The sequence below is a fragment of the Paenibacillus zeirhizosphaerae genome (genome assembly GCF_030705605.1).
GTDB classification, from domain to species: Bacteria; Bacillota; Bacilli; order Paenibacillales; family Paenibacillaceae; genus Paenibacillus; species Paenibacillus zeirhizosphaerae.
Genome location: NZ_JAPCKK010000001.1, coordinates 103,877 through 118,036, shown reverse-complemented (window position 1 = coordinate 118,036; position 14,160 = coordinate 103,877). Strand labels below are relative to the sequence as shown.

The 14,160-nt window shown below is 49.5% G+C and carries 11 protein-coding genes; 2 read left to right on the top strand and 9 right to left on the bottom strand.

Annotated features, from left to right (window positions below):
* Positions 1 to 8: 8 nt before the first annotated feature.
* The 6 genes from OIN60_RS00550 to OIN60_RS00525 form a co-directional block, all read right to left on the bottom strand.
* The gene (locus tag OIN60_RS00550) at positions 9 to 2,078 is read right to left on the bottom strand and encodes a hypothetical protein (protein ID WP_305752918.1); all 2,070 of its coding nucleotides are present in this window, start codon (positions 2,076 to 2,078) and stop codon (positions 9 to 11) included.
* Entirely contained in the window at positions 2,075 to 3,946 is a 1,872-nt protein-coding gene (locus tag OIN60_RS00545) for a P-loop NTPase family protein (protein ID WP_305752917.1), read from the bottom strand. Before OIN60_RS00545 ends, OIN60_RS00550 begins: the two co-directional genes overlap by 4 nt.
* Positions 3,946 to 4,785 (bottom strand): CpaE/TadZ family protein, encoded by an 840-nt coding sequence (locus tag OIN60_RS00540; protein WP_305752916.1) that lies wholly within the window; start codon positions 4,783 to 4,785, stop codon positions 3,946 to 3,948. The genes OIN60_RS00545 and OIN60_RS00540 overlap by 1 nt, the downstream gene beginning before the upstream one ends.
* A gap of 2 nt (positions 4,786 to 4,787) precedes the next feature.
* Positions 4,788 to 5,543: a hypothetical protein gene (locus tag OIN60_RS00535; protein ID WP_305752915.1), complete on the bottom strand. Its 756-nt coding sequence runs from the start codon at positions 5,541 to 5,543 to the stop codon at positions 4,788 to 4,790.
* Positions 5,544 to 5,555: 12 nt separating this feature from the next.
* Complete coding sequence (locus tag OIN60_RS00530; RefSeq protein ID WP_305752914.1) at positions 5,556 to 6,647, bottom strand: SAF domain-containing protein; 1,092 nt, start codon at positions 6,645 to 6,647, stop codon at positions 5,556 to 5,558.
* Between the two features lie 171 nt (positions 6,648 to 6,818).
* Positions 6,819 to 7,706 (bottom strand): serine/threonine protein kinase, encoded by an 888-nt coding sequence (locus OIN60_RS00525; RefSeq protein WP_305752913.1) that lies wholly within the window; start codon positions 7,704 to 7,706, stop codon positions 6,819 to 6,821.
* A gap of 411 nt (positions 7,707 to 8,117) precedes the next feature.
* Here OIN60_RS00525 and OIN60_RS00520 point away from each other — a divergent pair, with 411 nt between their 5' ends.
* The gene (locus tag OIN60_RS00520) at positions 8,118 to 8,714 is read left to right on the top strand and encodes a DUF1349 domain-containing protein (protein ID WP_305752912.1); all 597 of its coding nucleotides are present in this window, start codon (positions 8,118 to 8,120) and stop codon (positions 8,712 to 8,714) included.
* Positions 8,715 to 8,862: 148 nt separating this feature from the next.
* On the top strand, positions 8,863 to 10,431 hold the full coding sequence (locus tag OIN60_RS00515; protein WP_305752911.1) for a choice-of-anchor I domain-containing protein: 1,569 nt from the start codon (positions 8,863 to 8,865) through the stop codon (positions 10,429 to 10,431).
* A 100-nt stretch (positions 10,432 to 10,531) separates the two neighbouring features.
* On the opposite strand, the gene OIN60_RS00510 is transcribed toward OIN60_RS00515, so the two are convergent.
* From OIN60_RS00510 to OIN60_RS00500, 3 genes are all read right to left on the bottom strand, one after another.
* On the bottom strand, positions 10,532 to 11,896 hold the full coding sequence (locus OIN60_RS00510; protein WP_305752910.1) for a hypothetical protein: 1,365 nt from the start codon (positions 11,894 to 11,896) through the stop codon (positions 10,532 to 10,534).
* A gap of 224 nt (positions 11,897 to 12,120) precedes the next feature.
* Entirely contained in the window at positions 12,121 to 12,720 is a 600-nt protein-coding gene (locus tag OIN60_RS00505) for an MSMEG_1061 family FMN-dependent PPOX-type flavoprotein (RefSeq protein ID WP_305752909.1), read from the bottom strand.
* Positions 12,721 to 12,742: 22 nt separating this feature from the next.
* On the bottom strand, positions 12,743 to 14,146 hold the full coding sequence (locus tag OIN60_RS00500) for a M14 family zinc carboxypeptidase (RefSeq protein WP_305752908.1): 1,404 nt from the start codon (positions 14,144 to 14,146) through the stop codon (positions 12,743 to 12,745).
* Positions 14,147 to 14,160: the final 14 nt, after the last annotated feature.

Below are 14,160 nucleotides of genomic sequence, written 5' to 3'. Positions count from 1 at the left end.
AAATCGAATCACTGCACATTCTGTATTTGCTCAAACGATGCCCCAGCTTGTGTCATACTGAGATAGAGCATTGGGAGTACCAGATAAAGAAAGATTAAGTACATGGATGGTGCCAATCCGAAGATTCTGCCCCAGAATGCCTTCCGCTCAATCAGCCGATTGAAGTGCTCTTTGCGTTTTTCGGCGTAATACTCCTTCGTCAGCTCCAAATCATCAAAGGCCTGAAGCAGCGGGATTTTCTCAACCGCTAACCTCAGCTTCTCAACAATCCTGACAAATGGTTCAAAGGCCACATCTTCACCCAGTATTTCAAGAGCTTCTTCCTGACCGCTGCTGAAGTTATTCAGACAGTTTTTTATCGGGTCTTTGAAAATAACGCTGTATCTCTCCATCCACTCAAGCACCGTTTCCACATCCATTCTTTCAAACTGAGCCAGGATGGAAATCATCGTATGGAACTGATCCACCTCGTCCTGCATCTCCATATACCGGATCTTTTTCTGGAAATACAGCAGCCAGAGAGGTGTAAAATAAGCTACACAGGTCAGCAGCATACACAGCAGCAGCTCCCACCACTTGAAGTACTCATTCTGAATCTCCACGTATTTTTGATAGATTCGGTTTGCCGTATAAATGGTTGTTGAATCATTGCTGCTGGTCTGTGTTAACGTGCTTACCAACGTAATCAGCGAGGAAGGGGTGACCTCTGCCGCATCTTCCATGGCTGCGAGAACGGAGCGGTCAAAATCGGTATTCTTTTGCGCTGCCGCCAACTCATCAGGGCCAAGCTTCCCGAATATTCCCGTACCCCGTAAAGGATCATGGAGCACATGATGGATGGACAGAGAATGCATATAGAAAAACATCGAGACCGTTCCTATCAAAATGATTCCGCTTAGAAGCAGTCGCTGCACATACAGCCACTCTACCGTGAGATAGGAGTTGGCTTCCTTGATGAGTACCGTTAGCTGAAAGTGGGCTTTTCTATGCGGTGCGGGTACAAAGCGGTCCACCACCCAGCGCAGCAGAGTGATTTTGGTATACAGCAGCTTCTCCCACAAAACGCGCTCCGTCTTCGCCACATACCTGGCCTCGTCATTCGCCAGCAGCTTTTTGATCAACGCATAACACAGCAGTACGACGAGAAAGAAGAAGACTTTGACGAAAAAACCGAGCTTACTCGAATAAAAATCGCTCATAACGGGAAAATAGGTTTTCGCCCATAGCTCTATCGGTTTTATAAACACCACGGAAAGTACGACAATCGTCGATAAGCCCTTGAGTAAATAGTTCAGGCGCTCTCTTCGCAAAATTTCGTAATTGACGTCCTGGATCAGCTTGGTAATCGCACTGAGATACATAGATGAATTTCTGACAATCCGATCCCCGAATTCAGATACGAGAAAGGAAAATCCGGTGAACATCTTATAATACTTGTTCGGTGCCACTTCATAATAAGTGTCCAACGCCTTATGCTGATCATCGGCGGTCAAGATTTCATAGATTCGCTCGCCATGCCGCGCGGCTTCATGAGGCGCAGTAAGGCTGGCTTCATAAATAGCCTCCTCCACATTCTTGGTACGCTGAAATTGATGTCTTGTATCCTCGTACAGTGTGATAGACCGCTTCAACAGCCGATCCTCGACACGGTTCACAAAGGTGGTGATCATCACCCCGTTCAAGACCACAGCACCGAAGAGAATGAAAAAGACCGTGAGCAAGTCCCGGCTAATCAGGCAGAACAGCAGAACCAGAATGGTTGTCGAGCTTAATGAAATAAAAGCAATGTTCATGGTCTGCCGGCGTATCGCATACTCGTCGAAGGAATCCAGAACCTCCAGCCGCTTGCGGATTTTCCAGATGTACTTCCGCAGCAAGGGAAGTCGCTGAAACTGAACGTATGACCTCTGATAAAGCAGGTTCAGGCGATGACGATTGGCCCTCTTCCCAAATAGCTTTTCAAAAACATCGCTTTTCTTTCTGCCTTCCGCGTTTCTCACGAAGGCAATGAAAACAAAAGCGATAATAAACAGAATGAACATTCCGAAGGAGAAACCTGTGATCAGCCAACTGTTCATGCTGGCACCTTCCAATAGACTGCAAGCAACTCCTCAAACTCCGTCCGGTCCTTAGCATTCATATGGCGCATCATTTCCGTCTGCTGGCGCTCGGATATCGGATGCTTGGCGATATACCCCCCGTCCTGGAAGACCACAATATCCCTGCCCTCAAAGGTTTTACGATCCGTCATGCGCCTGTAAAACTCAATGGCTGCCTGCTCTGGTTCTTGCGGATATGTATCCTGCTCCATCATGGGTACACATTCCGTTATCCGTTCAATGTACCTACGTCCTTCCGCATCCTTGAACAAATGGATATCAAAATCCAATACACTGACAACCTGCTGTTCGGCAATGGATTCGTTACGGAAAAGTCCCGTCTGCAGTGTGGAATTACGCAGAGAAAATACGAGATCCCGGAACGTCTTCGCATGGTGCGACAAAATAGTGAATAAGCTGGCAACTGTACCCGCCTGCAAAAACCAGGCCACCTGTTCTGCTGTCGCGGCCTCGCCGATAATGTTGACCGCTCCATCCGTCTTTTTTTGAATATCCATCCCTTTTTGGCCTGTGATATCCGCGGTTTCCCGGATAGACACAATGTTCCGCTGCGGAAACAGATTCCGCAAATGCAGCTCAAAGGCCATTTCCTGCACCCGAATCGTCAAGTAACCGGCGATATAACGTGCCATAGCCATCATTAAGGTTGATTTACCGGTTCCCTGGTCCCCTGTCACGGTAGTTACTCTTGCCCCCTTCATAAGAAAGGGAATCAACCGAATGGGCAATTCGGTATTATCAAACGCATATCCCCGATCCTTCGGATTCAGGAAGTTTTCCAGATCCGTGTACGTGAGGTTGAACTTCCGGTTGAAAAACACCCATGATTCCGCAAATGGGGGACGCATGACAACAATCCGTGAATGATCCTTCATATCGTTGACGATAAAACCATTCTGCTCAGTTAGCTGGCCCGGATTGTTCCATTTGTAGATAGATTGACAGATTCGCTTCAGCTCCAGCTCGCTGCCAAAGGACAAGAAGGACAAATGTATGGTTTTACCTCGATACATAATCCATACTGAATGGGTATTATCCTGCTTGGAATGGGTTCTCATGGCCTGCAGCATCTGTTCTTCATCCTCAATGTCCCGCATGGCGGCAGGAATACCGGATACACCGCCGGACACACCGTCAATTTCCATGTATCGGATTTCATCTATGACCCCAAACCCTTTAAATCCCTGGTAAATCCGCTGCACGATGACTTGCATCTTATCCTCAAAGGACACTGGACCCCTGGCTTTCTCCCTGTAAATCTTGTTAATCTCATCCTCCGTGATGATGTAGGATTCCGTCTGCCCGCCCTCGATGACGGCTTTGAGTTCATCCATACGATACTCCTCGATCATCCTTGGCAGCGCCTTATAGTTGTGCTTTTTCTTATACAATTGCATTAAAATATCGAATTTATCCCGGGCTGTGAGCTTGTCCGCTTCCTCAAAGGGAAGAACATAGTTTATATTTCGCTCATCCAGACCGTAATCCCGAAGCAGCAAATCATAAATCAAATCCTTGACGTACATTTTGTCGTACAAATCACCGCTGTTGCAGCCCTTCAGCGCGGCTTTAAGCTCGGTGCGCATGTGCTTCTGGCGGTTGAAATCCTCAAGATCCAGGGCGAGATCGTACAGATTCGCGCCTGTCATTTCATTGAATTTGTCTTTAATGTACCGGCTAATCTGCTTCATGCTATACCGCTCCAGATCCTCCACATTTTTCTTTTCTCGCGATACAGAGAGAGGATTCCTTAGCTTATAAATCAGGTAAGACAGAAGAACGATCAAAAGAATTCCTATGCCGATGCCATTCCACACTACAAGCATCAGGATACTCCCCTCTCAATATGCTTGATCTCTGTGTTAACCCCAATTTGTGCCAGGATCTCCTTGGCAGTCTTCCTGACCTCCTGAAAGAAAGGGTAACTCCCATGGCGTCGGCCGGCATTGCGGGAGCGCCGGAACCACCCAAGCACATCCCTATCATTGAATGCATCCCGGTACTCGGAGCAGTATGGAAGAGCAAAGACCGGGTCCTTGATTCCAAATTTCCGCCTAATATTCGTCATGTTGTACTTGGAGTGGGGATCATATTGTCCAAGTAAAATCATTCTGTTTGTTTCCTGCAATCCGGATGGCCACTGCTCTTTACTGATGTAGCGTTCCAGTGACATGATATCCTGGCTGAGATTTACTACGACCAGGTCCGAGCTTTTTAAAAGCTGATTCGACACAGCGTTGGTGCTGCCGCCTTCAATATCCAAAATAATGGCTTGATAATACCGTTTAGCTTCTTCAAATATGGCTGCAATAACATGCTCAATACCTTCATAGGCAGATTCATAAGACTTGCTTGTTCCGGTCAAAAGATCCAGCCGACCTGGCTCAAGCGACAAGGTATGATTGCTGATACTCGCCGCTTCCAGCCGTTTCGTTTTAAACAGCCGCTCCAGTGCGTCCATACCGGATGCGGTTGAGGCAGCGAAATTTCTCAACTGCAGCTCTTTGGATTTAAGAAAAGCGCCCTCCAGACTCGAATCCCCGAATTGAGTCCGTGCGATCAGCGTCCGGATATCATAATCCAGCCCTATCATAGCTCCTACCGCGGCGCTGTTCGAAGTGTTTCCCCGCCCATGCTCCGGACTCCAGAATGAAATAATCGACATGTTTACCTGCCCCTTTCTGCCGCTTTTAAAGCTAGTCTCAACGAACTTCTTTCCAGATCGGTTATAGCCGCGAGTACGCTGAGCAGTATCTTTTTCGTGCTTCTCGATAACCCTCTTAGCTTCAATCTGCTCTCATACTGCATACGCACCCACGCTATGTAATCCATCTCATCGTAGTACAATTCCAAATCCTGCTCGTCAGGAAATACTACGTTCAGTTGCTCCATGGAGGCTTCCATAAAAGCCTCGCTAACCGGAGGATCTGCAGCAGGATAGCGAATACGGACCATTTGCAAGCCGTCCTTCTGTTGGTCCTGAAGCAGTTTTTGCAGTAGCTCTGCATTACGCTGGATCGTGTACCGTTCGCCGTTGGTGACAAGCGCATACCGGCTAATGCTTCCCCACGAAGCTAGAAGTGAAGCTTCTAGTGCCTCCGTATGATCCACATCAATGAACACATAATCATAGCTTGTGTAATGCTCGTTGTTTCTGTGGAAATAGCTTTCCAGCGACTCATGAATTGAAATCCCTTCTTTGAAGCTGTGTTCAAAGCCTGTCGCTACATCAAAACCATCAAACTCTATGACTTTGTTGCTTTGCACCTCTCCTGCAGATATTTCTGGGATCGCGAACTGATATTTTTGCAGCACCGTGGCATCGATAACCAGCACCTTTTCTCCAGCCGAAGCCAGCACCTTGCCGAGCCAGAGAAGCAACCCACCCTTATCACAAGCACCTATAAACATAATGTTTTGCACACCTGCACCTCCTCACGGTTGAACACTGCTCTTGGGCGTCTGGCCATAAATGACTTCATCACCCGCTGCGGCTGCTTCCTCGGCTTCCTCTACAGGCTTCGGACTTTCAGCTTCCCCATTTGCTGACAGGCCGACGGTGGGACTGGATGATTGTTGACCTTCTTCATAAGCGTTCGGATCTGTTGCCAGCGCATCTTTGACAGGAGGCAACTGTGAGGAGTACCCTGTGCCGTCACTCTCTGCTGCTCTACTTGAGACCGGAGGGCCCTCGCTGGAGCTCCCTGTACCCGAGCTTCGATCTTCCTCGGACATAGCCGCCAGGTTCATTTCAAGAACGGATCTTTTTCTCGATTCGAGCTGCTCTGTCGCTACTTTCACAATGTTCGGGTCGGACTGAATCAGCTTCTTCACCTCATCCTTAGGAGGGTAGGTTACGATAGCCTTATCCTGCATATAGGGATCGACATAACTCAGCGCATATATCGTTGCCTCGTTGATATAGGCATCCACTACAGCACTGGACATCATCAGGATCTCCTGCTCATCCATCTCATAGGAGATCAGATTATTGGACAGATCCTTTACCTTCTTCTTGGACAGCACGATATAGTCTTCACCGGTCGGGAATTTGATCCGGACATCGACAAATTGATCAGGGCCCAGAGTGGCAGGCAATTGGATGAGCTTGAACTCCTGATTTCTCAAATCATCCGGGGTGACACCATTCTCAAACAGCATAGATTTTGTAATTGCAGTGTTTTTGGGAAGAGCAATCTTGGTGTATTTGCCGACAACGTCCTCCTTATTCAAAATATTTTCAGGCACAGATGCGGCAGGGATATTTACAAGCGCGATATCTGTTTCCGCCAAGGCGTCCCCGGCCTTGTGATCATTAATAACGACAGGAATCTGCCTCATTTCCTGCTGTAAAACCTTCTTCGTATCCGCAAGCTCCTGCTCCAGCTCCGCTGTTTCCTGCGAATAATCCGTCTCAAAATTTCTAAACAGAAGCACTCCGATGGTCAGGCATATGATCAGCATGACAACGGCACCCACTGCACAAGCCAAAATCAATTGCCTGTGCCGCACACGTAATCTGGACATATCTTCTCTCCTTTGCCGGAACGGAAACAAAAAAACACCGACCATTCTCCCAAGGAGATGATCGGTGCTTCCGATAGGTTCCGCTATTCAAATTATTTCCATTATAAAAATAAACGCTCATGCCGTCAACCCCCCAAACCAGCCCGCTTGAGGTGATCATCGGTCCATTGACTAACGGGACTTTCCCAAATGAATGACGTATTCTGCTTTAAGGGCGGCTTTGAACCATTTCAGCGAGCGGATTCTTTTCGTCGATTGTACGGCGAGCCCACGCTTGATCACATAAGGCAGTGGTGAAATGCCTCTTTTGACTGGCTCCATTTCATCCGAAAACAAGCGCACGGGCACTTCAGGAGGCGGAGTCCCTTTGCAGCAGTAGTACAAGGTTGCGGCAAGACTGTAAATATCGGATGCAGGTCCCTGCCTGGAACGGTTGGCGTAAAACTCCGGCGGCGAATATCCTGCCGAGACCGCAATCTGGTTCTCCCTGCCTTTATAATGAATGGCCGAGCCGAAACCGATCAGCTTGACGCTGCCGCTGTCATGAATCAAAATGTGGGCTGGTTTGATATCGCGGTGAATAATGCCCTGCCGATGGATATACTCAAGTGTTTCAATCAGCGGCTCAAGCGTTCGGAGCAGGAAGGCTGTATCCGCCCCCTGCCCCTGCTGTCTGACCACCTCGTCAAGCGAGCTGCCCGCACAGTATTCCATGACAAAATAGCAGGTGCCGTTTTCTTCAAAATGATCAATATACTGCACAACTCCGGAATGCTTCAGTTCCTTGATCAACTGTGCTTCGCGTAAAAATTGATGCATCAGTTCAACATATTTCGATTTCAAGGCATCGTCCTGGCAGATCACTGTCTTTTTGTCCTGCCACCTGCGGACAAGCGCCGCCGGAAAAAACTCCTTCACGACCACTTTCTCCCCGGTCTCCAGCAGTCTGGCCCCATAAACGATCGCTGTATCGCTGCAGGATAACACGGACCGCACCTGATAAGTGTTCCGAAGCTTTGTATTGCGGGCAAGCTGTTCCCCGCTGGCTATGCTGCTCATTATGCTCCCTCCTGCCTGTATTTTTCCCGTTTATGAAAATTGTTATTTTTTTGTTATATGACATTTTTCTACAATTACATAGAATTTACAACACAAAAAAATAGGGATGATCGCAGTTATTCAACATAACCTGCAGTCACCCCTATTGTCAACGAAAGTACGGACAGGTTCAACCCGCTTTCGTACCTGTTCGCATATTTCGCAAGTGCGCATGTTTATTTTCGCATTAATCTCGATGACGTTGCATTCCTGCTATGGTTCTTCAATCCTAAGAAATTGGCAGCACTCTTTCACTTCCTTATAATTATATACAACTACCTGAATATTATATTTATAAACGAAATCAATAAATTTAGAATGACATTATATTTATATCAAGACAGTTTCTCAACAAATGGAGGAATGCGATCTATGAGTCATAATTTATTTCAACCGGGAGCAAGAGAACAATTAAAGTGGTTAAATGAGCCTCAGTACTGGACGTTTACCGCAGAAGACGAGCTAATCATCGACGCCCCTCCCAAGGCTGATTTTTTCAAGGATCCTGGGGGCACACACGTGGCCCATTCCGCCCCCTTTCTTCACACGGATGTGGCTTCGACATTCCAGCTTACAACGCAGCTTCAGGTAGACATGCGTCATTTGTATGATTCCGGCTGCTTAATGATGATGGCGGATGAAAACAATTGGGCTAAACTATGCTTTGAATTCAATGGCGAGTTTGCTACGATCGTATCTGTTGTCACTCAGAATGGCTCCTCGGATGATTGCAATTCGGAGCGCGTCCTGGTGGATCACCCTTATTTAAGAATGACGAAGACTGAGAAAATTGTTTCTTTTCACTACTCTCCCGATGGTGAGGCCTGGAAGTTGATCCGCTATTTTGGAATGGAATCCTCGGCCCGGTTTAAAGCGGGAATAGTGGCACAATCACCGATGGGAGCAGGCTGCCGAGTCCAGTTTACATCTTTGCTTCTATCATTACCTGAAGAGGAAAGCAGGTTTTAACACCTGCATTTTACATTCATCCGACAAATTTTACGCACACCCCCTTCTCCTTTAACATTAAGGAAATATAATTTTTACAATCGGAGAGCCGTTGGTGGTGTGTTAAGCCCCCGGACTCATCATTATTTGTTTAAAGGAGAAGATTCGCTTGAAAACGAAAAAATTGCTGTATGCCATGGCAGCAGCCTCCATCACTGTAAGTGCCGCTTCCGCCGTACCTGCCGCACATGCCGCCGAACAGAAGTCCGAGGGAACAGCCGTCCGTGCGATGGTCACTGACATGCAGGGAACCTTGAAGTGGAATACAGAGGATAAAAGCGCGAATGTCAGCCTCGGCAATACAACCGCTGTTTTGCAGGCAGGGTCTGCGAAGGCTGTTCTGCAGGGCGCAAAGGTTACGCTGGATCAGGCACCCTATATTAAAGAAGGAAAATTATACATATCCGCCGCTGCTGCCAAGCAGTTGCGCAGCGGCGTGATCGCCGCCCAAAACCGGACTGGCTACGAGCTCGCCGGCTCGTTCCAAATGCCGAGCGGCAAAGCGGAGATCGCAGCTTCTACTCCGGACGGCAGCCGCCTACTCGTAACCGAGGCGGACGAGGGCAGTGTCAGCGTGTTGGATATCACCTACACGGACCGGGTAAGTGAGCTAAAGAAGATCAGCTTCCACAGCCTCTCCGACAAGGCGGAGGTTACTAGCGTTGCAGTTATGCCTGATGGCAAGCATGCTATTGCCGTCATCCGCGCTGGCGACAACTTCAATGATCCGAATCCTGGCATGGCTGCCGTCATCGATTTGAGTACCTACGAGATCGTCAAGGTATACGAGATCGGTATCGGCCCGGACTCCATCGCCATCTCCCGTGACGGCAGCTATGCCGTGATCGCTATTGAGGATGAAGAGCTGGACCCGGAGACAGAGGAATTTGATTATGCGGCCAATACACGTCCGGGCAGCATCGCTGTGCTTCATTTCCAGGGGGGCGACGTACTCGCGGGTGAGCTGGTCCAGGTGCCTGTCGATTTGAGCGGTATTAAAGGCGCTGTGTATCCGCATGAGCCACAGCCGGAATATGTCTCCATCAGCCCGGATAGCACGACTGCCGCAGTAACGATGCAGGAGAATAATACCATTGCGATTGTTGATCTGCCGACGCAAAAGCTTGTGCGTGTGTTCGCCCTCGGCACGACCACTCATGCTGCAGATGCGAAGGATGACGACCGGGTATCGTTGACGGACGAAATTACAGCCCGCTATGAGCCGGACGGCATCGCCTTCACCTCCGATGGCCAATATTTGCTGACAGCCAATGAGGGCGACCTTAGCGAGGATGAATTTACAGACGGCGTAAAGGCTGGCGGACGCAACATCGCCGTGTGGAGCCTTGAGGGAGAGAAAATTTACGATAGCGCCGATTTGATTGATAAAGCTGCGGCCCAGGTTGGATTGTATCCGGATGGACGAAGCGAGAAGAAGGGCAGCGAGGTGGAAAACCTGACCATCGCCCAGGTCAATGGACGTGATATTGCGGCCGTTGCCTCCGAACGTGCAGATGCTATTCTGTTCTTCGATCTGTCTGATCCCAAATCCCCGGCCCTGCTTGGACTGATCCCAACGGCCGGTGAATCACCAGAGGGGATTCACCACGTGAGCACAAGAGATATGTTCATCAGTGCCGATGAAGGTACAGGCACAATCAGCTTCTACAAGCGCTAATCTTAACAGACCGCGATTATGGAACAAAAGGCAGCCAGTCGGAATGTCCCAACTCCGCTTGGTTGCCTTTGTTTTTTAACAGGTTATCTTCTTCTCCCTATCACTCTTCTCGTCTAATCTTAATCCCGATCGTATCCCTCAACCCATAGAAATCGCCGGTAATGTGAATGGTTCCCGCAGGCGCACCAAGTAAGACCGTAAGCACACCCTCACCACTGATCACCGCGGTATTCGGGTTAGAGCTTGTAAATTCCACATCTCCATCCGTCAAATCCAGTGCCCGTTCCTCTCCGCCTTCCAAGATGACAGACGCCTCAATTTGCAGCGTTTCCCCTGCGTATACCGCATCTGTCACCGAACTCAGCTTCAATCCCTGCTGCAGCTCATAACGGATGGTCGGTTCACCGCTAGTGTACAACCAGTAGCTTCCGGGCCCCGGCGCAGGGGCCGCATCCACAATCTGATCGGGGACGGTGTAGCTCCAGATCGGTTCTCCGGTCTGTGGATTCAGCTTCATCAAATTCTGTTGGCCGTTTCTTCCGAGGATCAGCACATCTCCGTCCTCCAGCAGCCGGGCACGGCTCACCTGATACGGAAAATCGCGGCTTGCGACCTCCGTGCCGCTGGCGTTCACAGTAAATATTTTGCCTTCCGCGAAAATATAAGCTCCTCCATCGGCCAGCCCGGCTGCCGCATCCACAATTCTCGAATAACCATGCTCTTCCGTTCCCGGATAATCGACACTCCATTTTTTACCACAAGAACCAATCCTCGCAACTGTATAGGAGGTATACCATGGATCCTGAACCGTCACGACGAGCCCCCTGTCTGGCGTTTCCGAAATGTTACTCACCACGCCTAAACCAAGAGAAGTATCACGATAGGAGCCATCACTACCGAGAAGGGTGACTTCCACAGACGATCTGTTCGTGCCATCACTGCCGTAGAGAGCAAAGCCGCCGGATTGCAACTGCACAATCCCATGAACGCTGTACCAGCCTACAGGGGCGCTCCATAACACATTTCCTTCACCGTCCAGTTTATAGAACACGTAAGCCATCCGATCGCTCGGAATATGAAAGTCCCTAATTGCCACTGTATATGTACCATCGTTGTTCTCATATAGAGCAGCGGAGTATGGACCAAAGTAGGAATTGAGCGGAGTAAACCATTCTGTCTGCCCATCCGCATTTTGCTTAGTAACCTTCCAGAACACCTCGTCTGTATCCTCTGATCTACCTACATTCTGCAGAAACAATTGTCCGCCGTCACTTGTCTTCAGTCCATATGCCTGCTGACCATTGAATACGGTGGATTCATAGTGCTTCAGCGTATCCGCCGTTGGAGCCCACCGGTGATCCGCAGTGGCTTGGGCCTGCGCCTCATGCTGGAGTACACCAAAAAAGAGAAACACCGCAAATATGAAAGCTTTGAACAGATACCTCATCCATCCGCCCAACAACATCGCTTTTCCATCTCCTTTTTGTAAATGTTTACATACATTTCCTGGCATGATTATGCTGGATCATCCCGCCTCAAGTCAATGATTTAGTTTCGACAGTATTCTTATGCTTGTGTTCAAGCAAAAAAAAGAGGCTTCTCATAAGGAGAGACCACCCCGTCCTCTGGTTTAAAAAAAGTCGAGCACAGGAAAAAGTGAACCCCTGTTCTCGACCTTTTGTTACATTCTCAATCCCCTATTTGCCCACTTTTGTTCAACTGCACGTGAGCGCGAAACATTTCCATTATAGACGGCAGATGCTCCTTTTCAGGCCAAGCGTCCGGATTCCACAGCTTCGACTGCTTGAACGCGCGCGGACAATGTATGAAGCATTCCTCCACCTCAACCACTACGCACATGTCCATCGTTTTGCCATCCCACTGCATCTGCTCCAGCAGCTCCGGACTGCGAGTAACCCAGGCTTTTCCATTGATGCGAAGCACTTCATCCAGACCAGGGATGAGAAAAATCAAGCCGACCTGCGGATTGGCAATAATATTCAGCAGCGAGTCTATCCGCTTGTTCCCCGGACGTTCGGGGAACACCAGCCTGCGCTCATCCAGCACCTTGACGAAGCCCGGCGTATCGCCGCGCGGGGACGCATCACACCGTCCTTCGGCGTCGCTCGTTGCGAGGAAAAAGAGCGGCGACTGCTGCAGATATCCCCGGATATGCTCCTCTATGACAGATACAACCTTATGCTGCACGAGATCACTCGGAGTCCCGACAAGCCCCCTGAGCTCATCTGGGGATGTGATGGCCTGCTGCATCCATGATGGTGAATTCATATTTCATCCTCCCGTCTTCAGGTCAGAGGCTAATTTCCGCATCCTTATGCTTTTCCGCGATACGGCTTGACACAATTAATCCTCCTTCAACCTGAATGCGCACCAGCTTTTGAATAGGAATGACCGAATAATTCATTTCCAGCTCCAGTCTATCACATAAACGCTTCAATAACTCCAAGCCATGGTCTCTGGCCGCTTCCAGACGCTGCACGGCTGCACTCTCTGTTGCGCTAACAGAAAGACGGTCCAGCTCATATTCACAGGTGCGGATACTCAGTCCCAGCGACAGCCCGTGGTAAAAAGAAGCGATCTGCAGGTTGTCGAACACATGCGATACCTTCGCCGGGTGCTTGAAAGACGGGTCGCTTTCCGCCCACTTCAGTTTGGCAGCCCCGCCGGATTCGCCGTAGCGGAGTATCTGGTCCACCAGCTTGACAAACGGGTTGTCCGGGTGAATGCAGGACCGGATGCCTACAAGAATACTTTCCAGGTCGGCGTGCTGTTTCCGGCTCTGCTCGACATTTTTCTGCACAGCTTCCAGTCTCGTCATCCCGCTGTCGCTTAAATCCTCAATTCTCGGATCAAAGAAATACGGAAGCTCCGTAAGAAAGGTGACGCACTCCCCCGTCTCGGTCAATGCATAATCCGCGCTACTGGTGCCACAGTCATACACGGATGGATCTCCACCATACTGCTCCAGATAGTCGTACTCTTGACCCGCGCTGATGCAGCCGTAAATGGCTGGCGCAAATTCGGTAACCGATGGCACCTCAGGCTCCCCGAGGCTGATCGAGACCTCTTGCCTGCGCGCCGATTCGTACAAGTTCTCGTACAGCTCCGGCATGTCTTCGGAGATATACCAATACGCGCCGCCGAACCCCGCATTGTGCAGGGAATACATGAATTTCGGCTTTTTGTCCTTAATCAGCTTCATCAGGGCTTCCGTCTCGGGCAGCGGACTGTTGAAATGCAACGATTTGTGATCGACCGGAAAGGTCCATTCGACCTGCTCTTTCCCCACCGGACGGAAATAGTTCCGCATATAATGATATAAATTAAAAGGCCCCTTGAACCAGTTTTCATTCAATCTTGTGCCGTCCGGATCAATACATTTGATAATATACCAGGTATATCCCAGTTCCTCCCGGAGCTCCTTGTCTTCGGCAAGCGCCCTTGAGAAATATTCCATCGTCATTGCGCCGATCGGCTCGTTCGGATGCGGACAGGCGAAGCAGAGGGCGTTCAGCGGACCGTCCCCGATTTGGATGCAAAGCAGGGGATGCCCCTGCCGGGATACGCCCGCTTCAAAAACCGTCACGATATCAGGATACTCCTCCGCCAGCCGGCGGGTGCTTGCATCCATCTCGTCCACCGTCATAAAAGTCCCGTAATCGGGAACGCTGTCAATAATACGATGAAAATCCATGTTTCTTTCTCCCC